Source organism: Tepidiphilus sp. HLB4, from assembly GCF_054823945.1.
In genome coordinates this window covers 20,079-45,237 of record NZ_JSYB01000003.1, presented here as the reverse complement: position 1 = coordinate 45,237, position 25,159 = coordinate 20,079, and the positions used below count along the sequence as shown (strand labels likewise).

Annotated in this window: 20 protein-coding genes and 3 pseudogenes; 16 read left to right on the top strand and 7 right to left on the bottom strand. The window is 66.7% G+C overall.

The window, feature by feature from the left end; translation table 11 throughout:
- The first annotated feature begins 177 nt into the window (after positions 1 to 177).
- Positions 178 to 1,902, top strand: a complete 1,725-nt coding sequence (locus OA56_RS00565; RefSeq protein ID WP_461583130.1) for a cation:proton antiporter domain-containing protein — start codon at positions 178 to 180, stop codon at positions 1,900 to 1,902.
- 23 nt (positions 1,903 to 1,925) lie between these two features.
- Here OA56_RS00565 and OA56_RS00560 read toward each other — a convergent pair whose 3' ends face one another.
- Both OA56_RS00560 and OA56_RS00555 read right to left on the bottom strand, forming a co-directional pair.
- Positions 1,926 to 2,813 carry a universal stress protein gene (locus tag OA56_RS00560; RefSeq protein ID WP_461583129.1) on the bottom strand — a complete coding sequence of 296 codons (888 nt, stop codon included), beginning with the start codon at positions 2,811 to 2,813 and terminating at the stop codon, positions 1,926 to 1,928.
- Positions 2,814 to 2,831: 18 nt separating this feature from the next.
- The gene (locus tag OA56_RS00555; protein ID WP_461583128.1) at positions 2,832 to 5,567 is read right to left on the bottom strand and encodes a cation-transporting P-type ATPase; all 2,736 of its coding nucleotides are present in this window, start codon (positions 5,565 to 5,567) and stop codon (positions 2,832 to 2,834) included.
- 139 nt (positions 5,568 to 5,706) lie between these two features.
- Here OA56_RS00555 and OA56_RS00550 point away from each other — a divergent pair.
- From OA56_RS00550 to OA56_RS00530, 5 genes and pseudogenes are all read left to right on the top strand, one after another.
- Positions 5,707 to 6,868: pseudogene (locus OA56_RS00550) on the top strand (IS3 family transposase); the annotation flags it as partial.
- Positions 6,869 to 7,103: 235 nt separating this feature from the next.
- Positions 7,104 to 7,988: a universal stress protein gene (locus tag OA56_RS00545; RefSeq protein ID WP_461583127.1), complete on the top strand. Its 885-nt coding sequence runs from the start codon at positions 7,104 to 7,106 to the stop codon at positions 7,986 to 7,988.
- A gap of 2 nt (positions 7,989 to 7,990) precedes the next feature.
- Positions 7,991 to 8,149 carry a helix-turn-helix domain-containing protein gene (locus OA56_RS00540; protein ID WP_461583126.1) on the top strand — a complete coding sequence of 53 codons (159 nt, stop codon included), beginning with the start codon at positions 7,991 to 7,993 and terminating at the stop codon, positions 8,147 to 8,149.
- A gap of 38 nt (positions 8,150 to 8,187) precedes the next feature.
- A complete protein-coding gene (locus tag OA56_RS00535) occupies positions 8,188 to 8,550 on the top strand; it encodes a hypothetical protein (protein ID WP_461583125.1) in 363 nt (120 codons plus the stop codon).
- Between the two features lie 270 nt (positions 8,551 to 8,820).
- Positions 8,821 to 9,012: pseudogene (locus tag OA56_RS00530) on the top strand (IS5/IS1182 family transposase); the annotation flags it as partial.
- Between the two features lie 16 nt (positions 9,013 to 9,028).
- On the opposite strand, the pseudogene OA56_RS00525 reads toward OA56_RS00530, so the two are convergent.
- The 3 genes and pseudogenes from OA56_RS00525 to OA56_RS00515 form a co-directional block, all read right to left on the bottom strand.
- Positions 9,029 to 9,178 (bottom strand): annotated as a pseudogene (locus OA56_RS00525) (BrnT family toxin); the annotation flags it as partial.
- A 130-nt stretch (positions 9,179 to 9,308) separates the two neighbouring features.
- Positions 9,309 to 12,194 (bottom strand): adenosylcobalamin-dependent ribonucleoside-diphosphate reductase, encoded by a 2,886-nt coding sequence (locus OA56_RS00520; protein WP_461583124.1) that lies wholly within the window; start codon positions 12,192 to 12,194, stop codon positions 9,309 to 9,311.
- A gap of 209 nt (positions 12,195 to 12,403) precedes the next feature.
- Positions 12,404 to 13,840 (bottom strand): putative nucleotidyltransferase substrate binding domain-containing protein, encoded by a 1,437-nt coding sequence (locus OA56_RS00515; protein WP_461583123.1) that lies wholly within the window; start codon positions 13,838 to 13,840, stop codon positions 12,404 to 12,406.
- An 86-nt stretch (positions 13,841 to 13,926) separates the two neighbouring features.
- Here OA56_RS00515 and tadA point away from each other — a divergent pair, with 86 nt between their 5' ends.
- Positions 13,927 to 14,421: a tRNA adenosine(34) deaminase TadA gene (tadA, locus tag OA56_RS00510; RefSeq protein WP_218054552.1), complete on the top strand. Its 495-nt coding sequence runs from the start codon at positions 13,927 to 13,929 to the stop codon at positions 14,419 to 14,421.
- A complete protein-coding gene (locus OA56_RS00505) occupies positions 14,412 to 14,930 on the top strand; it encodes a L,D-transpeptidase family protein (protein WP_461583122.1) in 519 nt (172 codons plus the stop codon). The genes tadA and OA56_RS00505 overlap by 10 nt, the downstream gene beginning before the upstream one ends.
- Positions 14,931 to 15,038: 108 nt before the next feature.
- On the opposite strand, the gene OA56_RS00500 is transcribed toward OA56_RS00505, so the two are convergent.
- Positions 15,039 to 15,800, bottom strand: a complete 762-nt coding sequence (locus tag OA56_RS00500) for an NRDE family protein (RefSeq protein WP_141056607.1) — start codon at positions 15,798 to 15,800, stop codon at positions 15,039 to 15,041.
- 3 nt (positions 15,801 to 15,803) lie between these two features.
- Positions 15,804 to 16,799 (bottom strand): CAF17-like 4Fe-4S cluster assembly/insertion protein YgfZ, encoded by a 996-nt coding sequence (gene ygfZ / locus OA56_RS00495; protein WP_461583121.1) that lies wholly within the window; start codon positions 16,797 to 16,799, stop codon positions 15,804 to 15,806.
- Between the two features lie 96 nt (positions 16,800 to 16,895).
- On the opposite strand from ygfZ, the gene mltG reads away from it, so the two are divergent.
- The 8 genes from mltG to OA56_RS00455 are packed head-to-tail and all read left to right on the top strand — an operon-like array spanning position 16,896 to position 25,137.
- Entirely contained in the window at positions 16,896 to 17,924 is a 1,029-nt protein-coding gene (gene mltG, locus OA56_RS00490; RefSeq protein WP_461583120.1) for an endolytic transglycosylase MltG, read from the top strand.
- Positions 17,921 to 18,556: a dTMP kinase gene (gene tmk, locus OA56_RS00485; protein ID WP_461583119.1), complete on the top strand. Its 636-nt coding sequence runs from the start codon at positions 17,921 to 17,923 to the stop codon at positions 18,554 to 18,556. The genes mltG and tmk overlap by 4 nt, the downstream gene beginning before the upstream one ends.
- Positions 18,544 to 19,554, top strand: coding sequence for a DNA polymerase III subunit delta' (locus OA56_RS00480; protein ID WP_141056609.1), 1,011 nt, complete (start codon positions 18,544 to 18,546; stop codon positions 19,552 to 19,554). The genes tmk and OA56_RS00480 overlap by 13 nt, the downstream gene beginning before the upstream one ends.
- Positions 19,551 to 19,925 (top strand): PilZ domain-containing protein, encoded by a 375-nt coding sequence (locus tag OA56_RS00475; protein WP_461583118.1) that lies wholly within the window; start codon positions 19,551 to 19,553, stop codon positions 19,923 to 19,925. The genes OA56_RS00480 and OA56_RS00475 overlap by 4 nt, the downstream gene beginning before the upstream one ends.
- A gap of 13 nt (positions 19,926 to 19,938) precedes the next feature.
- On the top strand, positions 19,939 to 20,724 hold the full coding sequence (locus OA56_RS00470; protein WP_461583117.1) for a TatD family hydrolase: 786 nt from the start codon (positions 19,939 to 19,941) through the stop codon (positions 20,722 to 20,724).
- Positions 20,721 to 21,437: an ankyrin repeat domain-containing protein gene (locus OA56_RS00465; protein WP_055424070.1), complete on the top strand. Its 717-nt coding sequence runs from the start codon at positions 20,721 to 20,723 to the stop codon at positions 21,435 to 21,437. Before OA56_RS00470 ends, OA56_RS00465 begins: the two co-directional genes overlap by 4 nt.
- Positions 21,438 to 21,460: 23 nt before the next feature.
- Positions 21,461 to 22,639, top strand: coding sequence for a M20 aminoacylase family protein (locus OA56_RS00460; protein ID WP_141056628.1), 1,179 nt, complete (start codon positions 21,461 to 21,463; stop codon positions 22,637 to 22,639).
- Positions 22,636 to 25,137, top strand: coding sequence for an ABC transporter permease (locus OA56_RS00455; RefSeq protein WP_461583116.1), 2,502 nt, complete (start codon positions 22,636 to 22,638; stop codon positions 25,135 to 25,137). Before OA56_RS00460 ends, OA56_RS00455 begins: the two co-directional genes overlap by 4 nt.
- The last annotated feature ends 22 nt before the right edge of the window (positions 25,138 to 25,159 follow it).

The window sequence follows — 25,159 nt, the reverse complement described above, 5'->3', positions numbered from 1 at the left end:
CTGTACAATCACCACATCCCCCAGAAAGCCTTGGGGCATGTCCCGCCCATCGAAGCCATGAAAAGGTGGTACGCAGAAAAAGCGGAACTTTTCATAAAAATACCGCGTAATCGTCCGAGACCTGACACCTAGCTAGCCCGTTTTCATCATCTCCATTTCCATTTCAAAGACCACTGCATGGATCACAACATCTCACTCATCACCACGCTCGCCGCTGGCTTCGGCATCGCCCTGATCCTCGGTTTTCTGGCCGAGCGGATCAGGGTGCCGGCACTGGTGGGCTACCTGGTGGCCGGCATCATCATCGGACCCGGTACGCCGGGCTTCGTGGCCGATGTGCAGCTGGCCTCCCAACTGTCGGAGATCGGCGTCATGCTGCTGATGTTCGGCGTCGGGCTGCATTTTTCGCTTGATGACCTGTTGGCAGTCAAGCGTATCGCCGTGCCGGGCGCAGTGGTGCAAATGGGACTGGCCACGTTGCTGGGCATGGCGGTTGCGTGGGGATGGGACTGGAGTTGGGGCAGCGGCTTGATCTTCGGCTTGTCGCTGTCGTGCGCCAGCACCGTGGTGCTGCTCAAGGCCCTGGAGAGCCGTGGCGTGCTGGAAAGCATGAATGGTCGCATTGCCGTGGGCTGGCTGGTCGTCGAAGACCTCGCCACGGTGCTGGTCCTGGTCTTGCTGCCGCCGCTGGCCGGCGTCCTGGGCGGTTCAGAAGCCGCCCACGCGGCAGCTGCCAAGCCCTTGTGGATCACCATCGGGCAAACGCTGCTGCAAGTCGGTGCCTTCCTGGCCCTGATGCTGGTTGCCGGCCGACGCGTGCTGCCCTGGATGTTGTGGCAGGTCTCGCGCACAGGTTCGCGCGAGTTGTTTACGCTCGCGGTTGTCGCAAGCGCCATTGGCATTGCCTACGGGGCGGCTGCGTTGTTCAGCGTCTCGTTTGCCCTCGGGGCCTTCTTCGCCGGCATGGTCATGCGCGAGTCGGAATTCAGTCATCGCGCGGCGGAAGAGTCCTTGCCTCTACGCGATGCGTTCTCCGTGCTCTTCTTCGTATCGGTGGGCATGCTGTTCGATCCCGCGATTCTGGTGGAACAGCCCTGGCACGTGCTGGCTGTGCTGGCGATCATCATTTTCGGCAAGTCCGTCGCGGCATTGGCCCTCGTGCTGGCTTTCCGCTATCCGCTCAATACGGCGCTGATCGTTTCCGCCAGTCTGGCGCAGATTGGCGAGTTCTCATTCATTCTGGCTGGGTTGGGTCTTTCCCTGGGGTTGCTGCCCGCCGAAGGCATGAGTCTCGTCCTGGCAGGTGCGCTCATTTCCATCGCGCTCAACCCGGTGCTGTTCGCCACGGTCGAGCCCGTGCGAAAGTGGATTCTCCAACGCTCGGAATTCGCTCGCAGCCTTGACCGGCGCACCGATCCCTATGCCGAGCTGCCGATGAGCACCGAGCGCAAGTACCTGGAGGGGCACGTGGTGCTGGTCGGCTATGGCCGGGTCGGCAAGCGGATCGCCAGCGCGCTGGAGGCGCGCGGCATTCCCTACGTGGTGGCCGAACAGAATCGTGAACTGGTGGAGAAACTCCGTAAGCAAGGAGTGGCAGCGGTTTCAGGCAACGCCGCCGATCCTGCAGTGCTCATCCAGGCGCATATCGCGGAAGCGGCCATGCTCGTGGTGGCCACGCCCGATCCGCTCAATGTCCGGCAGATGGCCGAAACGGCGCGGACGCTCAATCCGGATATCGAGATCGTCCTGCGCACCCACGGCGAGGACGAGGCGCTGATGCTGCGCAAGGAAGGCATCGGCACGGTCTTCTTCGGCGAGGAAGAACTGGCCAAGGGGATGGCCGGGCACGTGCTGCAACGCTTCGCCCCTCAGCCGAACAGTTCGTCCCGCGCTCACGCCTGAAGTTATCCAGGCACGAGCCGCCGTCATCCCCTGGCGCGCGGGTCGGGCACCAGCAGCATGTCGCAAGGCAGCCAGTTGAGCAGTTTGGCGGCGGTGCTGCCCAGCAACAGGCTCATGATCCCGCTACGGCCGTGGCTGCCCATGACCACAAGATCGATGTCGTGCTCGCGCACGTACTGGGTCAACGCGGCCTCGATGGCCCCGTATTCGACGACCGTCCTGAGCTTCGTCCCCTCGGGCAGGACTGTCGCCGCCAGGAAGGCGGCGCACTCGGTTTCCACGATGCTCACGCACACGCCGGAGTTGACCGACGCATCGGCCAGTTCTGCCATCGGAGACCTGTGCGCGTGGTACACGATCAGCTCGCGCCCGGGAAAGAGGCGCGCTGCGGCCATCAGGGCGTGCCGAGAGGATTCAGAAAAGTCGGTCGCCACGACGATCCGCCGATACGGTTCATGCACCCGGTTGTGCACTACCAACAAGGGTACGGGCAGCGTGCGCGCCAGGTTCTCGACGGTCGATCCGAGCAGCAGCCGTCCCAGGGTCTCGTTGCGGGAGACGCCGGTGATAACCAGCGCCGATTGCGTGTCGACGGCCGTTCTGCGAATAGCCGCCGCCGCGTCTCCGCTGCGGCTGATGCAGAGGTTTACCGGAACCTTGATCGCCTTGAGGTCGCGGGCGAGCTGCCGCCGGGCCACGTGCAGGAGCTGCTCATCGGAGGCCCCGCTGGCCCAGGTCAATGCCTGGTCAGGCGATGCTGCCGGGTCGAGGACGTTGAGCACAGTCAGTTCGGCCTGCCATTCTTCGGCCAGCTGGGCCGCCCGATCCAAGGCACGGTCGCAGCGGGCGCTCAGATCGGTGGCCAACAGGAGGCGCTGGGGCGCAGTATCGGACGAAGCAATGGCGGTCATGGGCATCTCCTTGAAAGACTATCTGCTCAGACGCGCGGCCAAAGGACTGCGGCGGATCATGAGCTTCTCGAACTCGGCCACGCTGAACACCAACAAGCCGGCTGCCACGACCTTGCCCCACTCCAGCAGCGTCAGGTCGGCCGAATCGAAAACATCCTGCATAGCCGGCAGATGGGTATAGGCGATCTGGAGCGGGATGCAGGCGGCGATGGCCAGTAGGACGTAACGGTTGCCGGTCAGGCCGTCGAGGCTGACGACCGAGGCAAAAATGAAACGGCTGTTGACCAGATAGAACACCTCTGCCATCACCACCGCGCTAACGACCATGGTGCGCGCGGTTTCAAGGCTCTTGCCCAGCTCCAACTCCCACAGGAACAGGCCAAGGGCAGCACCCGCCATGAGCACCGACACCATCGCCAACCGCCAGACGAAGAACCACGAGAGCAGGGGCTCGCGCGGATCACGGGGTGGGCGGCGCATCACGTCGTGCTCGGGAGGTTCGAAGGCAAGGGCAAGACCGAGCGTGCTGACGGTGACCATATTGATCCACAGCACCTGCGCCGGCGTGAGTGGCAAAGTCAGCTCGAACAGGATGGCGGCGATGACCACCAACGCCTCCCCGCCGTTGGTGGGGAGCATGAACAGGATGAACTTCTTCAGGTTGTCGTAGACGGCGCGGCCTTCGCGCACGGCGCTGACGATGGTGGCGAAGTTGTCGTCGGCCAGTACCATGTCGGCGGCCTCCTTGGCCGCCTCGGTGCCCTTCATGCCCATTGCCACACCCACGTCGGCGCGTTTTAACGCCGGGGCGTCGTTCACCCCATCGCCGGTCATGGCCACGACCTGGCCATCATCCTGGAGCGCCTGCACCAAGCGCAGTTTGTGTTCCGGTGCTGCGCGGGCGAAGACGTCCACCTCCATGGCCACCCGGCGCAAGGCGGCGTCATCCATCACGGCGACTTCGGCCCCGGTGACCGCGGGTTTGCCGACGCCAATGCCGAGCTGCGCACCAATGGCGCGTGCCGTCTCGGCATGATCGCCCGTGATCATCTTGACCCGGATGCCAGCGCGGTGACACTCGCCGACGGCACGCACCGCTTCTTCGCGGGGCGGATCGATGATGCCGACCAGGGCAAGCAGCACGTAGCCCGACTCCGCGTCGGCGAAGCTCAGACGATCCCCCAGTGGGGCTGCCCGCTTGTAGGCGAGGGCGAGCAAACGCAGCCCTTGGGCCGCCATGTCGGTCGCCATGCGCCGCCAGTAGTCGACGTCGAGCGGCCGCTCGACGTCATGGCTCAACTGCGCGCTGCACATGTCGAGGATGCGCTCCGGTGCGCCTTTGACGAAGATCCAGGGCTCACCGTCGCTGTCGCGGTGGTAGGTGATCATGAAGCGGTGCTGCGACTCGAAGGGAATGGCATCCAGCCGCGGCCAGGCCGCGTCGCCCACGCGCTGGGTGAAGCCGGTCTTGCCACCGAGCACGAGCAAGGCCCCTTCGGTCGGGTCGCCCTCTACTCGCCACACGCCATCCTCTTCGCTCAGACGGGCATCGTTGCACAACACGCCCACGCGGATTGCCATGGCCAGCGCGGGATAGTGGTCCGGATCGATGATGTGGCCGTCGATGGAGAGGTCCCCGACCGGGGCATAGCCGACGCCGCCCACGTCGAATACATGCCCTGCGCAGACCACGCGCTGGACGGTCATTTCATTGCGTGTCAGCGTGCCGGTCTTGTCCGAGCAGATCACGGTCACCGAGCCCAAGGCTTCCACGGCCGGCAGGCGGCGGATGATGGCATTGCGGCGGGCCATGCGCTGCACGCCCAGCGCCAGGGTAACGGTCATGGTCGCCGGCAGCCCCTCCGGGATCGCCGAGGCGGCCAGCGCCACCACCATCATGAACATTTCCGACGGGGCATGTCCGCGCAACCAGACGCCGAGCACGAAGGTCGCAGCTGACATGCCCAGGATGGCCACGGCGAGCACCCGGCCGAAACGGTCCACCTGACGCAGCAGGGGTGTGGTCTGGGCGCGGATGCCGGACACCATCCGGTTGATCTTTCCCAACTCAGTGGCGGTGCCGGTCGCGACCACGATGCCGATGCCCTGACCATAGACCACCAGCGTTCCCGAGTAGGCCATGCAGTAGCGGTCCCCCAACGGGGCGTCGGCGGCTACGGCTTCATCGGATTTCTCCACCGGCAGCGACTCGCCGGTCAGGGCGGCCTCTTCGATGCGCAGCTCCCGCACATCGATCAGGCGCAAATCGGCCGGGACGCGATCTCCCGAGGCGAGCACCACCAGGTCGCCCGGCACCAGTTCGGCGGCATCGATCTCGCGGCGCTGCCCGTCGCGGATCACCGTGGCACGCGGCGAGAGCATGGCGCGGATGGCATCGAGCGCCGATTCGGCCTTGCCCTCCTGAATGAAACCGATGATGGCATTGATGAGCACCGCCGCCATCAGCACTCCGGTGTCGATCCAATGTCCGAGCAGGGCCGTGATGGCGGCGGCCCCCATCATCACGTACAGCAAGATGTTGTGGAACTGCATGAGCAGGCGCAGCAGCGGGCCGCGCCGTTTCGGCGGGACCAGGCGGTTCGGGCCATACTGGGCGCGGCGGTTCCGCGCTTCCGTATCCGTCAGGCCATTCATCCCGGTTTGCAGCGTGTGCTCGACCTGTTCCTTCGTCAGCGCATGCCAATGGGGGCGCAGCGGAGTTTCCTGGCGATCACTGGTCAAGTGCTTGGTCATGAAACGGCCTTGTTGTTGGTATGAGGGCTGGAATCTGCACATTGCAGAACAAGTGAAAATACTTGACAATTCTACCTCACTATAGTGGTCCCCGAATTTGAGACACCGGTTTAAGCTGTCGTCCGGGGAGGACGATGACATGAGCGAAGGCAAGAAGCGCAAGGTGCATAGCGCAGAGTTCAAGGCGAAAGTAGGGCTGGAAGCGCTGAGGGGGGTAAAGACGCTCAACGAGATCGGGCAGCAGTACGGCGTGCATCCAGTCGTGGTCGGGCAGTGGAAGAAGGAACTCATGGAGCGGGCGGCCACGCTGTTCGAGGGCAAGCGCGGGCCGAGGCCTGCGGCCCAGGCGGACGAAGAGCGCCTGTATGGGGAGATCGGGCGGCTGAAGATGGAACTGGACTGGCTCAAAAAAAGTCTGGACTATGAGCGGCGAGCTGAGAAAGGGCTGGATTGACCGGAAGGCGGGACCGGCGCTGGCGCGGCAATGCGAACTGGCGGGGGTGGCGCGGGCTACCTTCTACCGGCAGCAGGCACCCGGCGAGGCGAGCGAGGAGGATCTGCTGCAGTGCCGGCTGATCGACGAGGAATACACGCGACGGCCGTTTTACGGCAGCCGGCGGATGGTCGTGTACCTGGCGCGCCAGGGCCATACGGTCAATCGCAAGCGAGTGCAGCGGCTGATGCGCCTGATGGGGTTGGCGGGAATGGCACCTGGGCCGTCGACCCGCGTCAAGCATCCGGGGCATCGGGTCTATCCCTACCTGCTGGGCGGCATCGCAGTGACAAGACCGAACCAGGTGTGGAGCACGGACATCACCTACCTCCGGCTGCTGCGCGGCTTCGTGTATCTGGTGGCGATCATCGACTGGTATTCGCGGCGGGTGCTGTCCTGGCGAATCAGCAACAGCATGGACACGTCATTCTGCGTCGATTGTCTGGAGGATGCGTTGAGCCTGCACAGCAAGCCCGAGATCTTCAACACCGATCAGGGATCGCAGTTCACGAGTGCGGCATTCACGGGCATGCTCCAACGCGAAGAGATCGCCATCAGCATGGATGGGCGCGGCCGTGCCCTGGACAACCTCTTCGTCGAACGGCTGTGGCGCAGCCTCAAGTATGAGGACGTGTATTTGAAAGGGTACGGCACGATAGCCGAGCTGACGATCGGGCTGACGGAGTATTTCGCGTTCTACAACGCCGAGCGCCCGCACCAGTCGTTGGGCAACCGCACGCCGAATGCGGTGTATGCCGACGCGACTGGCGGCGGCGCGAGTATCCCGGATCGGTTCGGCGGCGTGCGGGAAGCATCTCCTGTGCACCGTAGCGGAGCAGGGGATACTCCCTGCGCAACAACAGGGCAGCGCTGTTCTGCTGCGATGGAAGCGATGGACGCAACTTAAACTCGGATGAAATCTGTCTTGACATCGGGGTCCAGTTCACACGATCTGCGGGCAGTCCAAACCGCCGAGGTCGCCAAGGGCACCGGTTTGCCGCTCTGCAATGCACGGCAGGACTCATCAAACCAAGGAGGACGACTTGAGTCAACTGAAACGAATATTGGCGGCGACCGATTTGTCGGCGCCGGCCCGCCATGCGGCCGAACGCGCGGCCCTGATCGGCAAAGAGACGGGGGCTTCCCTTGATCTGCTCTACGTGGCCAATCTCGCCCCGTTGGAACGGCTGCGCCAACTGATGGGGATTGCGCCCGCTGACATGGAACAGAGGGTGCTGGATGCGGCGCGGCAAAAGCTTCGCGACCTGGCGGCATCCCTTCAGCAGCGCTACGGCATCGCGCCCGGCGTACATCTGGCCTCCGGTGCTTTGCTGGCGGAACTGGCGAAAAAAGCCGACGCACTGGCCGCCGACTTGCTGGTCTGTGGGGCCAAGGGAGAAAGCCTCATTCGCCGCTTCGTGCTGGGGACGACGGCCTTGCGCATCCTGAGCACAACGACATGCCCCGTCCTGGTGGTCAAGCTGCCACCACACGAACCCTACCGGCGGCTTCTGGTGCCAGTCGATTTTTCGCCTTCTTCGCTTCGCGCGATCCGGCATGCACGCAGCGTTGCGCCGCAGGCCGACATCGTGCTGCTTCACGCCTTCGAGGTGCCCTTCGAGGGGCAGCTACGCTATGCCAGCGTGGACGAGGACACCATTCACCGCTATCGGATCGTGGCCAGACAGGAGGCGCTTCAAAAGCTTCATGCGCTGCGCGACGAGGCGGGGCTGCCGCCTGAGGGCACCCATCTGGTCGTCCTGCACGGCAATCCAACCTTGCGCATCACCGAGCAGGAGCAGGAATGCGATTGCGACCTCATCGTGATGGGCAAGCACGGAGAGAACTTCCTGGAAGAGTTGCTGCTGGGCAGCGTGACCAAGCATGTGCTGGCCGAATCTCAAGGTGACGTTCTGGTATCGGTGTGATCATGATCGAAACTGGGTTCGATATCCTGACCCTGACTGAAGTCGCCGCCTATCTGCGCGTGACGAAGCGAACGCTGTATCGGCTTGCCCAGGAAGGGCAACTGCCCGCTTTCAAGCTCGGTGGCACATGGCGCTTCCGACGCGAAGAACTCGACCGGTAGATCACCGAGAACATCGGCAAGCAGCGAAACGAGGGCGCGTGACGACGCAGCCTTCGCCGAACGACAGCATGCCGCCCCTTCCATTCAGCACGCATGTCGTCGTCGCCATCGGCGTTCTCCTTGGGGGCGTGCTCGTCAGTACCGTGACCGATTCCCCGGTTCGGAGCATTTTTCCGTATGCCCTGTCGGTGGGCCTGCTGGCCTGGAAGCACGGCATGACTGCCGGGTTCCTGGTTGCGGGAATGGCGACACTTGCCGCGCTGTTCGCCGGGGCATTCCCGAGTAATGCTGCCTTGTCAGGCCAGGAAGTCGGGGAATGGCTGTACACCTATCTGAAACTGTCCGTCGTCAGCGCTGGCGTGGTGCTCGGTAAGCGGAGCAGAAGGCCGCCGTCCGCTTAGCGTACGATTTTTTCCGTTTTCTGAGACGACCCCGAGTTGCCGCACCGCTTCCAGCGTCGGTCGCAGTCCCTCGCCGGCAAGACGGTCGGCGGCGGCGAACACCGCCTCGCGGGTGACGGCGGAGCGGCGGGTGGCGGCGGTCATGATCGTTTCCCAGTTTTATGAATAGTATGTAGTATCGTACTAAGGAAACGCTGATTTATTCCCCCTTCCCGACGTCGACCCGGCCTGGGATAATGCCGGAGACGATCCAGCCGAAGGGGGGCTGCCATGCAGTCGAGCTTTTCCGAACTCGAGTATGCCGCGAAGAAGAAACAGACGCGCCGGGACCGTTTTCTGGCGCAACTCGAGGCAGTGACGCCCTAGAAAGCGCTAGTGGCGACGCTTGATCCGTTCTACCCCAAGAATGAAGGGCCTGGCCGGCCGACGATCGGGCTGGAGCGCATGCTTCGGATGTACGTGGGAACCTCGATCAACCCAATTGGTAACGCTCTTCTCCATAGCTGTATCGGGTGTCAGCCTGGATCAGGCGATTCGGATCGAAGAAGGCTCTGGCCGCATAGGCGAAATCAAACCCGCGCTCGACGAAGCACGTTTCGCTTTTTGCCTCATCCCATTCGAAGTCCATGGCTGAATTGTAGTTCAACGGACTACAAGCCACAAGGGAACCCGCTTCGGATTGGTGTGGCGTTGCAGATGAAAAGCGAAAAACGCCCGGCTCCTGGCCGGGCGTTTCGTTTTCCGCGACGGGGCAGAGGTCAGCCGCAGGTGCCGACCGCGCCGCAGGCGGTGCAGAAGTCGCAGCCGTCTTTGCGGATCACGGCGTAGTTGCCGCATTCGCTGCAGCGCGCGCCTTGCATGAGCTTGGGATCGCGCTCGTCACGCGGTGCTTCCAGCAGGCCCATTTCGCGGATGGGGAATCCCCGTTCATCCAGGATGCCGAGCATGGCGTAGCGGTGGATGATGAGGCGGGCGAGGTAGGCCACGGTGCTGGGGAAGTTCTGCTGGCGCCGGTCGCCGGGCACGAAGGCCATGAAGTCGCCCAGGGGCTCGGGGTAGTTGAGGAGCTTGCGCAGTTTCATGCCGATCCAGGCCGGGTCGATGACGCGCATGTCGAGCGACAGGATCCGGGTGAGGCCGTCGAGCGAGCGCGGATAGTGACCGGCAAGCCACATGGCGTAGGGTCGGGTCATGGGGCCGGCGCCGTCGGGCGAGGGCAGGGTGATCTCTTTCAGGCCCAGGATGAAGTCGTCGCCCGTGGTCGGGTTCTGGATGTCCACCGTCCAGGAGAGCGTGCCTTCCGTGCCGGTCTTGGGCTCGTGGCGGCTGAAGAGGCTGTCGAGCACGGGGGTGTCGCCGAGGTGCTCGAAGGCGCCGAGCCGCTCGCAGCGGTAGCGCACCACCTGACCAAAGGCGGAGACGACGCTGGGGAAGCGCTTGGGCTCGCCATGTGGCGGGAAGGGCATGTCGAAGGATTTCTCGCCCACGACCTTGGCGAGCTCTTCGAGTTTGAGCTGCAGCCAGCCGCGGTCGTTGGCGCGCATGTCCATGGAGAGCGTCTTGGCAACCGCGCCGAGGCCGCGGGGCTGGTCGGCGCCATTGACCCAGACTTCGAAGGGGAAGGCGCCGTGCCCGTTCTGGTCGATGTGGCCGACGAAGAGGGCGAATTCGCCTTCCGGCGTTTCGAGCATGTAGGTCCAGGCGGGGTTGCCGTCGGGCAGTTTCGGCCGCCCGGGCCAGCGCAGGCTGGAGAGGACCGGTGCGGGCAGTTTCTGGATGGAGAGGCGCCGGTTGGCGTCGGTGAATTCGATCTCGCTCGTCTCGGGCGTTTTTTCCTTGGAGGGTTCGACCGTGAGTACGGCGCCGACGACGGTATTGGGCCGGTAGGTGGCCAACCCTTTGAGGCCGGACTTCCAGGCGAAGGTGTAGAGGTCCTGGAAGTCGTCGTAGGGGTAGTCTTCGGCGACGTTGACCGTCTTGGAGATGGAGGTGTCGATGTAAGGGGCGACCGCCGCGACCATGGCGGCGTGGGCCTTGGCCGAGATCTCGAGGGCGGTGACGAAGGCCGGCGGCAGGTGTTCGACGTTGCCGCCCAGGTGTCTGTAGAGGCGCCAGGCGTGGTCTTCGACGCTGTATTCCTTGAAGGTGCCGTCGGCCATGCGCTTGCGCCGAGTGTAGGTGTAGGAGAAGGGCGGTTCGATGCCGTTGCTCGCATTGTCGGCGAAGGCGAGCGAGATGGTGCCGGTGGGGGCGATGGAGAGGAGGTGCGAGTTGCGCAGGCCGTGCTTGCGAATGAGCGCTTTGAGCTCGGCGGGCAGGCGCGAGGCGAAGTTGCCGCCGGTGAGGTAGAGGTCGGGATTGAAGAGGGGGAAGGGGCCGCGCTCCTTGGCGAGTTCCACCGAGGCGGCGTAGGCCCGGTCGCGCATGTAGCGCGAGATCTCGGAGGCGGTGAGGCGCGCTTCTTCGGCGTCGTAGCGCTTGCCGAGCATGATGAGCGCGTCGCCCAGGCCGGTGAAGCCAAGGCCGATGCGCCGCTTGCTCATGGCCTCGCGCTGCTGCTCGGGCAGGGGCCAGTGGGTGACGTCGAGCACGTTGTCGAGCATGCGCACGGCCACGTCGATCACTTTGCCGAAGGCCTCGAAATCGAAGCGTGCTTCGTCGGTGAAGGGGTCACGCACGAAGCGCGTCAGGTTGATCGAACCGAGATCGCAGCAACCGTAGGGGGGAAGGGGTTGCTCAGCACAAGGGTTGGTGGCTTCGATCGTTTCGCAGTAATAGAGGTTGTTGTCCTGGTTGATGCGGTCGATGAAGAGCACGCCTGGTTCGGCGTGGTCGTAGGTCGAGCGCATGATCTGGTCCCAGAGCTCGCGCGCGCGCACCTTGCGATAGACCCAGAGTTTGTCGTCACGCTGGTAGGCGCCGGCGGCCTTGATCTCGGGGCCGGGCTCGGCCTTGTGCACGAGTTCGATCATCTCGTCGGCTTCGACCGCGCGCATGAAGGCGTCGGTGACCGCCACGGAGATGTTGAAGTTCGACAGGTCGCCGTGGTCCTTGGCGTGGATGAAGGTTTCGATGTCGGGGTGGTCGCAGCGCAGCACGCCCATCTGGGCGCCGCGCCGCGCGCCGGCCGATTCCACCGTTTCACAGGAGCGATCGAAGACGCGCATGTAGGAGACGGGCCCGGAGGCGTTCGACTGGGTGCCGCGCACGAGCGCGCCGTGCGGGCGGATGCGGGAGAAGTCGTAGCCGACGCCGCCGCCGCGGCGCATGGTTTCGGCCGATTGGGCGAGCGCCGTGTAGATGCCGGGGTAGCCGTCGACCGATTCGGTGACGGAGTCGCCCACTGGTTGGACGAAACAGTTGATCAGCGTGGCCTGCAGCTGGGTGCCGGCGGCGCTGTTGATGCGCCCGGCGGGGATGAAGCCGTGCTCCTGCGCCCAGAGGAATTTCTTCTCCCAGGCGGGGCGTTCTTCTTCCTTCTCGACCGCGGCGAGCGCCCGGGCGACGCGCCGGCGCACGTCGGCGACGGTGCGTTCGTCGCCTTTGGCATATTTCTCCAGCAGGACCTCGGTGGAGATCTCCTGAGGCGGGAGGTTGTCGACGGTGGGTTTGGCGGGAGTCTGGGTGGTGTTTTTCTGGCTCATCTCGATGCTCCTGGGCGTTGCGCTGGAGCGAACTATAGCCCAGAAATCGGGTAAACGCAAAAAATTAAAGTATTTTAAAATCAATAAGTTATAAAAAATGTAGTTGTTTCAAAGCGTTGTACATACGACATTTAGTATGACAAAAGTATCGGATTTTGGCGAAAACCGGCGCCGCGACAGGGGGTGCGGCACGACGAAGCGTCGAAAAATCAACTGCGCAGCAGATCGAGGCGAAAATGCAGTTTGAGAAATTTCTGGAAACGCCGCACCGTCTCGAGCGCGCTGCGCAGTTCGGCGCGCTGCAGGCGGCCGAGGCGGCGTAAGGGGAGGGCATTGCGCGCGGGCTCTCCGGCGGCGAGGCGTTCGAGCTGGGCGTCGAGCCGCAGCCGGGTGAGGAAGGCGAAGGCGGCGGCGAGCTCGGCCGCTTCGGCTTGCGGCAGCACGCCGAGCGCGGCGAGCCGTTCGATGCGCTTGAACGTATTCCCCTCTAGTGCCCGGTGTTGGATGGAGAGGATGCGCACGCCGTCGGTGATGGCGAAGATGCCGGCTTTCTTGAGATCGAGCAGGTCCTCTTCGCCGGTGTTGGGCTGGATGCGGCCGAACCAGCCCAGAGGGACGGCAAAGCGCAGGGTGTTCTGCGCCATGCGGGCGAGTACCAGAGGGTCGCTCTGCGCGTGTTCGTAATAGGCTTCGCGCAGCGGCTCGGCGAGCGCGGCGTTGCCCGCGAGGGGTTTGAGGTCGGCCAGCATGCTGGCGTTCATGAGGTGGGCGGAAGTAGGCTTTTGCAGCCATTCCCAGAGGAGGATGCGCCATTCATGTACCGAGCGGCGCCAGTCGGGGTTGCGCGTCATGATGCCGCCTGGGCAGGGGGGGATGCCGATGTCGATGAGGCGTTGGGTGAGCGTCTCGCCAAATGCATCGAGCGCGGCGAGTTCTTCCAGGGTGCAGTCGTCGGCGTAGACGAAGGCGTTGTCCTGATCGGTGGCCAGCGTCTGCTCACCGCGCCCCTGGCTGCCCAGGGCGAGGAAGGCGAGCTTGTCTTGGAGGGCCGGATCGGGCAGGGTGAGTTCGAAGACGCGGCGGGCGAGCGCGTCGTCGAGGAAGGCGATCACTTCGACGAGCTCGCGAATGGGGGTCCCGGCACGGGCGAGGACACCGACGAGCCGCTGCAGGTCGCGCTGCAGGGCGGCGAGGGTGGCGAAATCCTCGGCGTGTTCGATGTCGAGCGCGAGCTGGTGCGGCGAGTGGCGCTGCAACCGGAGCAGATCGGTTTGGCTGAGAATGCCGACGAGGCGCCCCTCGGCGTCGACGACACCGAGCCGGTGGATGCGGTGGCGCGCCATGAGGTAGAGGGCGCGGTGCAGGGGTTCGGCTGCGCCCACCGTCACCAGGGGCGTGCTCATGATCTGGGCCACGGTGAGGGTCGAAGGCAGGCGGTTTTCCGCGACGACGCGGTTGCGCAGGTCGCGGTCGGTGAGGATGCCGAGGGGGTGTTCGGGCGCCTCGGCCACGATGAGGCTGGAGATGCCCAATTCCCGCATGCGGCGTGCGGCGGCGTCGACGGAGGTCTCGGGCGGGCAGGCGTGGACCGTGCCCGAGCACCATCGCCCTACCGGCTGGAACAGTGCGCTTTCTTCCGTGGCCATGAGATCCTCCTCGCGGCGTCATTCTAGCCGGGAAGAGGCGGCGCTGGGGTAGACTTGCCGCTTCAGTGTGGTACGAGAGACGCGGCGTGTTGCAGCAAGGAGAGTCGGACGACGAGCGCTTCATGGCGCTGGCGCTTGCGGAGGCGGAGAAAGCCTGGGCGCTTGGCGAGGTGCCGGTGGGGGCGGTGGTGGTGCACGAGGGCGAGGTGATCGGGCGGGGCTTCAACCGTCCGATCGCGAGCCGGGATCCGACGGCGCACGCCGAGATCGTGGCCCTGCGCGAGGCAGCCCTGCGGCTCGACAACTACCGGCTGCCGGGCTGCGTGCTCTACGTGACGCTGGAGCCTTGCCTGATGTGCGTCGGGGCGATGCTGCACGCGCGGCTGGCGGGTGTGGTCTTCGGCGCGCCCGATCCGAAGACGGGGGCGGCAGGCAGTGTGCTCGATCCGTTCCGGGAGCGGCGGCTCAATCATCACACCTCGGTGCGCGGCGGGGTGGCGGCCGAGGCCTGCGGCGCGCTGCTGCGGGCATTTTTCGCCGAGCGGCGCCTTGCGCGGAAAAAGGAGCAGGGATGTTGCTGATCGTGGCGCTCGATGCGCAGCGGCTGTGGTGCTGCGAGGAAGGAAGGGTGGTGGCGAGCTATCCGGTGTCGACGGCGGCCCGCGGGGCGGGACAGCGGCGGGGCAGCCTGCAGACGCCGTTGGGGTGGCACCGCATCCGTGCCAAGATCGGCGCCGGGGCGCCGCTGGGGACGGTGTTCGTCGGACGTCGCCCCACGGGCGAAATCTGGACGCCGGAACTGGCGGCGGCGCACCCGGGGCGGGATTGGATCCTCACCCGCATCCTGTGGCTGTGCGGCGAGGAGCCGGGCTTCAACCGCCTGGGCGAGGTCGACACCATGCGCCGCTATATTTACATCCACGGCGCGCCGGACACGGTGCCGATGGGCGTGCCCGGTTCCCACGGCTGCATCCGCATGCGCAATGCCGATGTGGCCGAACTCTTCGACCGGGTGCCGGTGGGGACGAAAGTGCGGATCGTGGCGCGGGCGCAGGAGGCGGCAGAGTCGCTCGCATCGGCCTCCGAATGAGCGGCTGTGAAGGCAATGTCGCGAGCGGCGCTGTAGCGAGGTGCACGGAAGAGGCAGCGCCGCGTAACGTCACCCCGCCGTCGCGCAGCAGGTGATTCGGGCGGCCCGTCAATCGCTTGGCGTCACGCTGAACCGCACGCTGCCCGCCGCTTCGCCCGCTTCGTTCCAGGTGATCTCTTCGACTTCCGTGACGCCATCGGCGCGGCGCAGCACCAGGGTGCTGCAGCGCGTGCCGTAGCCCGGGGTCTGTACGAAGATCGCCGACAGGGCCCGTTCCCAGTCGGGGGCGATGCCGGTGTCGGGCAGCAGCTCGTCCGGGGCGTGCGCCCGGTCGGTGAGCAGCGCCAGCAGCCGCTCGTGCGAGGGCTGGGGAAAGATGGCGGCGCCGAGCAGTTCCCGCGCGCGCTCGGCCTTGGGCCAGGGGGTGTTGAGGAGCGCGTTCGACAGAACGTGCAGGCCCGGGGGGATGGGCGCGACGCGGCCGGTGCGCGATTCGAGGATCGCCGCCTCGTCACGGTCGATCACGAGGAGATTGAAAGGCGGGTACTCGTCCTTGCGCTCGGCCAGGCGCTCGAGCACGGCGAGCGGGGCGGAGTCGGCGAGCGCCGCGGCGACGACGAGGGCGCCGCGGCTGGGGGCGCCGGGGCGATGCCGGGTCGGGTCGCGGTAGTTGGTCAGCGCGGCGAGCCGTCCGCTGCGCGTGAGGGCGAGCCACGTGCCGCCGCCGGTGCGATCGCGCCCGGCGAGCAGCGGCGCGTCGGGCCACCAGTGCATGGGTTCGGCCGGGCGGGCGAAATACTCGTCGCGGTTGGCGGCGAGGATGAGCGGATAGTCCGGGTGTGCCTGCCAGGCGAAGGCGATGAGGCACATGGGCTAATCCAGAGGGTAGGGCAAGGGCAGGGGTGCGGCGCGAGGCCCGTCGGGGGAGCCGAAGCGCACCTCGCCCGTCTCGGCCGCTTCGCGCTGCAGGACGGCGAGCGCTTCGAACCCGCCTTCGGGGCACGGCGCCGCGAGCACGATGTGGCCGGCCGCCTGCTCGCCGAAGGCGGGGGAGAAACAGTCGGCGCCGGTCGCCGGCGGTTCCCCTTCGCGTGCGCCCAGCCGGTACATCCGCCGCTTGAGGCGGCCGAGGTAGTGCGTTCTGGCGACGATCTCCTGGCCGGGGTAACAGCCTTTGGTGAAACTCACGGCGCCGAGCAGGTCGAGGTTGAGCCATTGGAGGAGGAAGGCTTCGCGGTTCTCCGGCAAGAGCCAAGGTAACCCATGGCGCACCAGGGCGAGCCGCCAGTCGGCGGTTCCGCCGGGGACGTGGCCCGCGGCGAGCAGCGCTTCGAACCGTGCGGGAGCGGTCTCGGCAGGCAGGAACTCGAGGCCGAGCCCGGGGGCGAGGTGCAGCGCATGGCCGGCGTCCAAGCGTTCGAGCGTGGGGGGTACGAGCGGCGGTTCGATCCGGTCTGGCTGCAGGCGAGCGAAGGCGAAAAGCCCTTCTTCGAGGAGGAATTCGACCTTGCTGCGCAGCCGGTAGCGCAGGAGCGCGACGCGCAGCGGCTCGGCGAGCGCCGCTTCCAGGGCGAGCAGGAAACGGTCTTGCGCTTCCCGCCACAGCAGCATGAGCGCGGATACGCGCCCTTTGGGCGTGAGGAGCGCTGCCCAGCGGGCTTCGCCGACGGGCAGGGCGCGTATGTCGTTCGTCAGGAGATTGTGCAGCAGGGTGGCGGCGTCTGGCCCTTCTGCCTTCAGAACGGCCAGCGAAGGCAGCGGCACGACGCGGGGGGCGTTCTCTGGCGAAGGCGGAGCGAGCACTTCGTCGCCGGCGAGGCGGCAGCGGTGCTGGGCGAGGGTTTCGGCGAGCTCGGGAGTCAGGGGCATAGGAACGACCGGAGGACGGAATTGTCGACGCAATCATTATAGAATCGCGCTTTTGGCCGTCCACCCGGCGGACGGCAGGGCTTTGCGAGGCGCTTCGTGGGTAGGAAAGAACGCAAGGGCGCTTGGCGGCGATGGGGGGCGGCGATCGTCCTGGCGCTGGCCGCGATCCTCGGCCTGAGTGCGGCTTCGGTTTGGTGGCTGTGGCTGCGGCCCTTGCCGATGGCGGCGGCGACGATGGAGGTGGAAGTGCCGCGAGGAGCTTCGGTGCTCGAGGCAGGGCGCGCCCTGGCCCGCCAGGGGGTGGGAGTCGAACCCCATGCCTTGTATCTGCTCGCGCGCGTGCAGCCCGGCAGTGCCATCGTCGCGGGCTATTATCGCCTCGAACGCGGCCTGACGGCGCCGCAGCTGCTCGATCTGCTGCGCCGTGGCGAGCGCATCCGCGAGAGCGTCACCTTCGTCGAGGGGTGGACGTTTGCCCAGATGCGCACCGCGCTGGAGCGCCATCCCTGGGTGGAGAAAACACTCACCGGGGCCGACGAGCGAGCGTTGCTCGCGGCGATCGGCGCGAGCGAAGTGCGGGCCGAGGGGCTTTTCTTCCCCGACACCTACGTGTTCGACCGCAAGACGCCGGATCGCGAGCTCTATCGCTTGGCCTATCGCAAGATGAAAGAGGAACTCGAGGCGGCATGGCAGGCGCGCGATCCGGATCTGCCGCTTTCTTCCCCCTACGAAGCGCTGATCCTCGCTTCCCTCGTGGAGAAGGAAACGGGGCGGGCGGAAGATCGCGGCAAGGTGGCCTCGGTCTTCGTCAACCGCCTGCGCCGCGGCATGCCCTTGCAGACCGATCCGACCGTCATCTATGGCCTGGGAGAGGGCTTCGACGGGAACCTGACGCGGCGCCATCTCGGCGAGGACCATCCCTGGAATACCTATACGCGCGGCGGTCTTCCGCCTACGCCGATCTGCCTGCCGGGCCGGGGCTCGCTCTGGGCGGCGGTGCGGCCGGAAAAGACGGAGTACCTTTATTTCGTAGCGCGCGGCGACGGATCGAGCGAATTCTCGCGCACGCTCGAGGAGCACAATCGCGCGGTGGCGCGCTGGCAGAAAGGACGAAAAAGCCCATGACCGGATCCGAGGCACGCGCTCCCTTCATCACCTTCGAAGGGATCGACGGGGCGGGGAAGACGACCCAGCTCGAATCTTTGTGCCATTTTCTGCAGTCGCGCGGCACGCCGTTCGAGCGCACGCGCGAGCCGGGCGGCACGCCCGCCGGTGAGCGCCTGCGCGAGGTGGTGCTCGCGGAAGCGATGCAGCCGGAGACGGAGCTCCTGGTGATGTTCGCCGCGCGCTGCGAGCATGTCCAGGCGCGCATCCTGCCGGCGATCACGGCCGGCCGCTGGGTGGTGTGCGACCGCTTCAGCGATGCGTCCTATGCCTATCAGGTGGGCGGGCGCGGCGTGGACGCGGCGCGCTTCGCCCTGATCGAGCGCTGGGTGCTGGGAGGGTTTCGTCCCGATCTCACCTTCCTCTTCGATCTCGATCCGGCCGTGGCGGGGCGGCGGCTCGCGCAGGCCGGCGCCCGGGGGCGGGACCGCTTCGAGCGGCTCGACCAAGCTTTCTTCGCCCGGGTGCGGGCGGCCTATCTCGAACGGGCGGCGCGCGAGCCGGGGCGCTTCGTCGTGCTCGATGCGACCCGTCCGCCCGAAGCGCTGTCGCAGCAGGTGATTGCGGAGGTGCAGCGGCGATGGCCGAGTTGATGCCCTGGCTCGAACCCTTGTACCGGCGCTTCGCGGCGGCGATGGCCGCAGAACGTGCACCCCAGGCGCTCATGCTCGGCGGGCCGCGCGGCGTGGGCAAAGAGGCGCTCGCCCAAGCGCTCGCCGCCCGTTGGTTGTGCGAGCGTCCGCTCGAGGCGGGTGAATCGGCGTGCGGCCAGTGCCGTTCCTGCCGCTTGCTGCATAGGGGCGCCCATCCGATGGCCTGGCGTCTGGCGCCGGAGACTGCGCTCGGGAACGAAGGGCGGCAGATCACGATCGAACAGATTCGCGCCTTGCAGGAAGGCTTGAGTCTGGCCGAGACGGGGCGGCGGGTGGTGACGATCGTGCCGGCCGACGCGATGAACCGCTTCACGGCCAACGCGCTCCTCAAGGTGCTGGAGGAGCCTCCGGCGGGAGTATCATTCCTTTTGGTAACCGATTCGCCGTCGGCGCTGTTGCCGACGGTGCGCAGCCGCTGCCAGGTTTGGTGGATCGCGCCGCCGCGGCGGGACCTCGCCCTCGCCTGGCTCGAGACTCAGGAGGGCGGGGCTCAGGCCGCGCCGCTGCTCGATCTCGCCGGGGGGGCGCCTTTGGCTGCCTTGCGCTGGGCCCGGTCCGGCTGGGGGCGGTGGCTTGAGCGTTTTCTTGCCGAGGCAGGTGGAGATGCGCCGAAGGCCCCCCTGGCGTGGGCGGCCGGGCTGGAGAGTTGGCTCAGGGCCAAGGAGACGCAGGAGAGCGGCTTCGGGCTGGAGGCGTGGATGGATTGGTGGCTGCGCTGGCTGCATGACCTCGCTCGCGTCGCCTCGGGGGCTGCCGCGCGCCATTTTTCCCGAGCCGCGGGGCAGCTCGAGGCGCTCGCCGGGCGGGCTTCCTTGCGTGCCTGGCTCGCGCTGGAGCGTAGGGCAAGGGCCCGGGCCGAGTGGGTGAGGCATCCGCTCAACCTGCGGCTCTTTCTCGAAGACGTGCTGTCGGATTACGTCGATACGGTGGGAGGATGACGATGGTGTTCGATGAAGGGCCGCGAACCGAAATGCGCCCGACGGTGCTGTCGCTGAACGTGGCCAACGTCAGCGCCCTGTACGCAGCCTACATGCCTTTTCTGCTGCGCGGCGGCGTGTTCGTGCCCACGACCAAGCATTACGATCTGGGTGACGAAGTCTTCCTCCTGCTGCAGCTGCCCGACGAACCGGAGCGTTTCTCGGTCTCCGGCACCGTGGTGTGGATCACGCCGGCGGGGGTGCCGGGGAATCGGGTGCAGGGGATCGGCGTGCATTTCGCCGAATCGGAAACTTCCCAGCAGCTTCGGGTGCGCATCGAGCGTAAGCTCGGCACCTTGCTCGGTTCCGGTCGCACCACTCATACCTTGTAAAGGAAAGGAAACGATGACCGTTCTGGTCGATTCGCATTGCCATCTCGATTTTCCCGGGCTTGCCGAGCGCCTGCCTGCAGTGCTGGACGACATGGCCGCGAACGGCGTGGGTTACGCTCTGTGCATCGGCGTGACGCTGGAGGATTTCCCCAAAGTCTTGGCGGTTGCGCGCAGCGACGATCGGCTGTGGGCGAGCGTCGGCGTGCATCCCGATCACGAGGGTGGCGAGGAGCCGACGCTGGAGCGCCTCGTCGAACTCGCGGCCGAGCCCAAGGTGATCGGCATCGGGGAAACAGGGCTCGATTATTATCGGCTCACCGATCGTCCCGAGTGGCAGCGCGAGCGCTTTCGCACCCACCTGCGGGCGGCGCGTGCCTGTGGCAAGCCGGTCATCGTACACACGCGCGCCGCGGCCGAAGACACGCTGGCGATCCTGCGCGAGGAAGGGATCGAGGCAATCGGTGGGGTGATGCACTGCTTCACCGAATCGCTCGAGGTGGCACGGGCGGCGCTCGACCTGGGCATGTACCTTTCCTTTTCCGGCATCCTCACCTTCAAGAACGCCGCGGCGCTGCGCGAAGTGGCGGCCTTCGTGCCCGAGGATCGCATCCTCGTGGAGACCGACGCGCCCTATCTCGCGCCAGTACCGCACCGCGGCAAGACGAACGAGCCGGCCTATGTGCGTTTCGTGGCCGAGTGCCTCGCCCAAGTGCGCGGCGTGCCCTTCGAGCGCATCGCCGAGCGTACCACCGAGAATTTTTTCCGCCTCTTTTCTGGGGCAAGGAGCTCATCGCAATGAGGAACGCTCGTCGATCCACGAAATCTCTTTTTGGCAAGCGCTGGCTGCACACGGTGGTTTTGGCCGTGACCTTGGGCTGGGGAATCGCCCCGCTCTTCGCTGCCGATCTCGTCGAGGATACGGCGCTCGCCGTGCAAAACGGCGACACGGCCACCATGAAGAAACTGCTCGCCAAGGGGATAGATCCAAATACCACCGACGAAAAGGGCAATCCGCTCTTGAATCTTGCCGCCGCCAACGGCGACGAGGCGATGGTGGATCTGCTGTTGCGCTCCGGGGCGTCTCCCAACCGGCGTAACCTCGTCGGCGAGACGCCGGCGATGATGGCGGCGCTCAAGGGGCATGCCAAGGTGCTGCAGCGTCTGATCGATGCCGGAGCCATCGTCGATCACGCCGGTTGGACGCCGCTGCATTATGCGGCGCTACAGGGCAACCTCGAGTGCGTCGAGGTGCTGCTGCGCGCCAAGGCCGACGTGAATGCCGCTGCGCCCAACGGCAGCACGGCCTTGATGCTGGCGGCGCGCAACGGTCACGTGGACGTGGTCAAACGCCTGCTCGCCGCCGGGGCGGATACCGAAAAACTCAACGAGGAAGGGCGAACGGCGGTGAGCTGGGCGCTGGAAAAACGGCAGACCGAGGCCGCGGATCTCATCGAGAAGGCACGGCGCGCCAAAGGCTTGCCGCCGACCAAGGTGCAGCTCGTGATCGAGTGAGTCCTCGAGGGGGGGAGGGGATGATGGATACGGAATCGTGGTTGGCGCGGGCTCGGGCCCGTGAATCGGTCTGGCGGAGCTGGCGGCACGAGTTGCACGCGCATCCCGAGCTCGCCTATGAAGAGCGGCGGACCGCGGCCTTCGTCGCCGATCGCCTGCGCTCTTTCGGGCTCGAGCCGATCGAGGGACTGGCCGGCACCAGCGTGGTCGCAGTGCTCCGAGGGCGGGGGGGCGACGGCCCCATGATCGCGCTGCGCGCCGACATGGACGCCCTGCCCATCCCCGAGGCCAACACGTTCGCCTACGCCTCGCGCGAGCCGGGCAAGATGCACGCCTGCGGTCACGACGGGCATACGGCCATGTTGCTCGCCGCTGCCGAGCTCCTCGCCGCCGATCCGGCGTTCGCCGGCACCGTCGTCTTCGTCTTCCAGCCTGCCGAGGAGGGGGGCGGAGGGGCGCGGCGTATGGTCGAGGAGGGGTTTTTCGAGCGCTTTCCCGTGCGCGAGCTCTACGGCATGCACAACTGGCCGGGCCTGCCGGTCGGCCAGTTCGCGGTCCACTCCGGTCCGGTGATGGCGGGCACCGAGCGGTTCCGCATCGCCTTGCGCGGTCGCGGCACGCATGCGGCCATGCCGCATCTGGGCGATGATGTCGTCGCCGCCGGGGCGGCGCTCGTGCAGGCGCTGCAGACGGTAGTGAGCCGCCGCGTGGATCCGCTGCAGGCGGCGGTCGTGTCGGTAACACAGTTCCACGCCGGACATGCCTTCAACGTGATCCCCGAGGAGGCAGAGCTCGCCGGTACCGTGCGCGCCTTCGCGCCGGAGCTTTTTTCCCGTATCCGCGAGGAGCTGGAACGCATCGGACGAGGGGTGGCGGCGGCTTTTGGTCTCTCCTTCCGTATCGAGTGGGACGAGGGTTATCCGCCCACGATCAACACCGCCGCCGAGGCGGCGCGCTGCGCCGAGGCGGCCGCCGCGCTCGTCGGAGCGCCGAACGTGCGCCGCAACGAGCCGCCGTCGATGGGGGCGGAGGATTTCGCCTTCTTCCTGCAGCACCGCCCCGGCGCCTATGTCTGGATCGGCAACGGCCCCGGCGAGGGGGGTTGCCTGCTGCATAGTCCGCACTACGACTTCAACGACGAGATCCTGCCGCTGGGGGCGGCCTACTGGGCCACGCTCGCCACGCGCGTGCTCGCGGCATGAACCTGCGGATCACGCTGCGCCTGCTGCGGCGCGATCTGCGCACGCCGGCGCTCGCGGCCATCGTCGCGGCGCTCGCACTCGCCGTCGCCGCCGTGGGCAGCGTCCTGTGGCTCAACGACCGCCTGGGACGGGCCCTGATGAGCGAGGCCGGTTCCTGGCTCGGCGGGGATGCCTTGATCACCGCCAACCGCCCCTGGCGTCCTGAAGTGCTTTCCTGGCTGGATCGTCATCCCGAGCTCGAGCGCGTGCAGAGCGTGGCCATGACCTCGATCCTGCGCGCGGGCGAGCGCTGGCAGCTGTCGGCTTTGCGGGCGATTCCGCCGCGCTATCCCCTACGCGGACGGTTCCTCTTGCGGCGAAATGCCGACGGGCCGGAAGAATCCGTACAAGAAGGACCAGCGCCAGGGGATGTCTGGGTCGACGAGGCGCTGGCGGGCCTGCTCGGTATCGAACCCGGCGACGAGGTTCGGGTGGGGCGCCTCACCCTGCGCGTTTCTGCCATCGTGCGCGTCAATCCCGAGCACGGGGGAAGCTTTCTCGATTTTCTCCCTGAATCCTGGATCAGTCTCGAGGATCTGCCGGCGAGCGGCCTCCTCGGGCCGGGGGTGCGGGCGCAGTGGCGCGTTCATCTGGCCGGGCCTGCGAAGGCGCTGAGTCGCGTGGCCGAGGAGGCGCAAGAGCGTCTGGGCAAGGGGGAAGAATTCGTCTCGCTGCAAGACGGTCAGCCGGCGGTGAAAACGCTGCTCGAACAGACGCAGCGCTTTCTGCGCCTTGCCGTGCTCGCGGCCGTGGCGCTCGCGGCCGTGGCCGTGGGGCTCGCCACGCGCCGTTTCGTGCGCGACCGGCTCGACGTCGCCGCCTTGCTGCGCTGCCTGGGGGCGAGCCGGCGGCAGGTGGCAGCGATCGTACTGGGGGAATTCGTCGCGGCGCTTGCGCTCGCCTTGGTGCTCGGGGCGGCGCTGGGGCTCTTCGCTCAGCAGGGGTTTGCGGTGCTTGCGGCGCAGGTGGTGGAGACGGCGAGCCTTCCTTCGCTGCGGTGGTGGGCCGCCTGGCCGGCGGGGCTGCTCGCCCTGCTGCTCGCCTTCGGCTTCGCCGTGCCACAGCTCGTGGCGCTCGCGCAGGTGACGCCGCTTGCCGTGTTGCGGCGCGATTGGGGCGGCTGGCGTGGCGGGGTGCTCGCCACCGCCGGCGCCGGGGCGCTGGCGCTCTTTGCGCTCACAGTCCTGCTCGCGGGGGAGACGCAACTGGCCTTGGGCGTCTTCGGGGGACTGGTGGCGGGTTTCGCGCTGCTGCTGGTGGCGGGCTCGAGCGGTTTTGCCGCCCTCAGGCGGCTTGCCGCGGGCGCGGCGGTGCCACTGCGCCTTGCCTGGCGTGCGCTCGGCAACCAGAAGGGCCTCTCCGCCCTGCAGGCCGGGGCGCTCGCTCTGGGGCTGGCGGCGCTGTGGCTGCTGGCCATCGTGCGTGGCGATCTGCTGGAAGCCTGGCGCTTCAGAATCCCGCCGGATGCCCCCAACCGCTTTCTCATCAACGTGCAGGCCGACCAGATGGAGGCGCTGCGCACGTCCTTTGCCGAGGCAGTGCTAGCCGAACCGCGCTTCTGGCCCATGGTGCGCGGTGCCCGCCTGGTGGCGATCGACGGCGCGCCGGTGAGCGATACCTCTTTCGAAGATCCGCGCGCGCAGCGCCTGATGCGCCACGAGTTCAACCTGAGCTATGGCACGACGCTGCCCGAGGACAACCGCGTGGTGGCGGGGCGCTGGCACGGCGAGGCGGGTGCGCCGGAGAATGCGATCTCGGTCGAAGAGGGGCTGGCGCAAGCCTTCGGCCTACGGCTGGGCAGCCGCCTGCGCTTCGTCATCGATTTGCAGGAAGTCGAGGGGGTGGTGACCAGCATCCGGCGGCTGCGATGGGAATCGATGAACGTCAATTTCTTCGTCGTCACGCAGCCGGCACTGCTCGAATCCTTTGCCGCTACCTGGATCACGAGCTATCGCCTGCCGCCGGGACGGGAATCCTTCGAGCGGATGCTCGTCGAGCGCTTTCCCAACGTGACCGTGATCGACGTCGGTCGCATCCGCGAGCAGTTCGAACGCATGAGCGATCGGGTGGCGGCGTTGCTGCAGGCGGTGTTCGCCTTCACCCTGGGGGCGGGGGCATTGGTGCTGGCGGTGGGCTGGATGCTGGGGCAGGAGGAGCGGCGCCAGCGCGTGGCCGTCCTGCGGGCGCTGGGGGCGCGTCGCCGGCAGATCCTCGCCACGCTCGCGCTCGAGTTCGCCACGCTGGGCGCCGTGGGGGCGCTGGTTTCGGTCGTGCTGAGCGCGGGACTCGGCCTGTGGCTCGCGGCGTCGGTCTTCCGCCTGGAAGTGGCGCTCAGCTGGGGGCTGCTCGCCGCGGCCGCCGGGTTCGCCGTGCTGCTGGTGGCCGTTGCCGGCATGCTTACGGTGACGCCGCTGCTGCGCCGTCCGCCGCTCGAAGCGCTGCGCTCGAGCGTCGTATAATCGCGACTATCGTTCGATCTCG

Excerpts from the sequence above, each read along its gene's own strand:
- OA56_RS00540 (WP_461583126.1), top strand. The coding sequence starts at position 7,991 with ATGATCGAAACTGGGTTCGATATCCTGACCCTGACTGAAGTCGCCGCC.
- OA56_RS00470 (WP_461583117.1), top strand. The coding sequence starts at position 19,939 with ATGACCGTTCTGGTCGATTCGCATTGCCATCTCGATTTTCCCGGGCTT.
- OA56_RS00460 (WP_141056628.1), top strand. The coding sequence starts at position 21,461 with ATGGATACGGAATCGTGGTTGGCGCGGGCTCGGGCCCGTGAATCGGTC.
- ygfZ (WP_461583121.1), bottom strand. The coding sequence starts at position 16,799 with ATGCCCCTGACTCCCGAGCTCGCCGAAACCCTCGCCCAGCACCGCTGC.
- OA56_RS00555 (WP_461583128.1), bottom strand. The coding sequence starts at position 5,567 with ATGACCAAGCACTTGACCAGTGATCGCCAGGAAACTCCGCTGCGCCCC.
- OA56_RS00500 (WP_141056607.1), bottom strand. The coding sequence starts at position 15,800 with ATGTGCCTCATCGCCTTCGCCTGGCAGGCACACCCGGACTATCCGCTC.
- OA56_RS00505 (WP_461583122.1), top strand. The coding sequence starts at position 14,412 with ATGTTGCTGATCGTGGCGCTCGATGCGCAGCGGCTGTGGTGCTGCGAG.
- OA56_RS00515 (WP_461583123.1), bottom strand. The coding sequence starts at position 13,840 with ATGGCCACGGAAGAAAGCGCACTGTTCCAGCCGGTAGGGCGATGGTGC.
- OA56_RS00560 (WP_461583129.1), bottom strand. The coding sequence starts at position 2,813 with ATGACCGCCATTGCTTCGTCCGATACTGCGCCCCAGCGCCTCCTGTTG.
- OA56_RS00455 (WP_461583116.1), top strand. The coding sequence starts at position 22,636 with ATGAACCTGCGGATCACGCTGCGCCTGCTGCGGCGCGATCTGCGCACG.
- OA56_RS00480 (WP_141056609.1), top strand. The coding sequence starts at position 18,544 with ATGGCCGAGTTGATGCCCTGGCTCGAACCCTTGTACCGGCGCTTCGCG.
- tmk (WP_461583119.1), top strand. The coding sequence starts at position 17,921 with ATGACCGGATCCGAGGCACGCGCTCCCTTCATCACCTTCGAAGGGATC.
- OA56_RS00475 (WP_461583118.1), top strand. The coding sequence starts at position 19,551 with ATGACGATGGTGTTCGATGAAGGGCCGCGAACCGAAATGCGCCCGACG.
- OA56_RS00520 (WP_461583124.1), bottom strand. The coding sequence starts at position 12,194 with ATGAGCCAGAAAAACACCACCCAGACTCCCGCCAAACCCACCGTCGAC.
- OA56_RS00465 (WP_055424070.1), top strand. The coding sequence starts at position 20,721 with ATGAGGAACGCTCGTCGATCCACGAAATCTCTTTTTGGCAAGCGCTGG.
- OA56_RS00565 (WP_461583130.1), top strand. The coding sequence starts at position 178 with ATGGATCACAACATCTCACTCATCACCACGCTCGCCGCTGGCTTCGGC.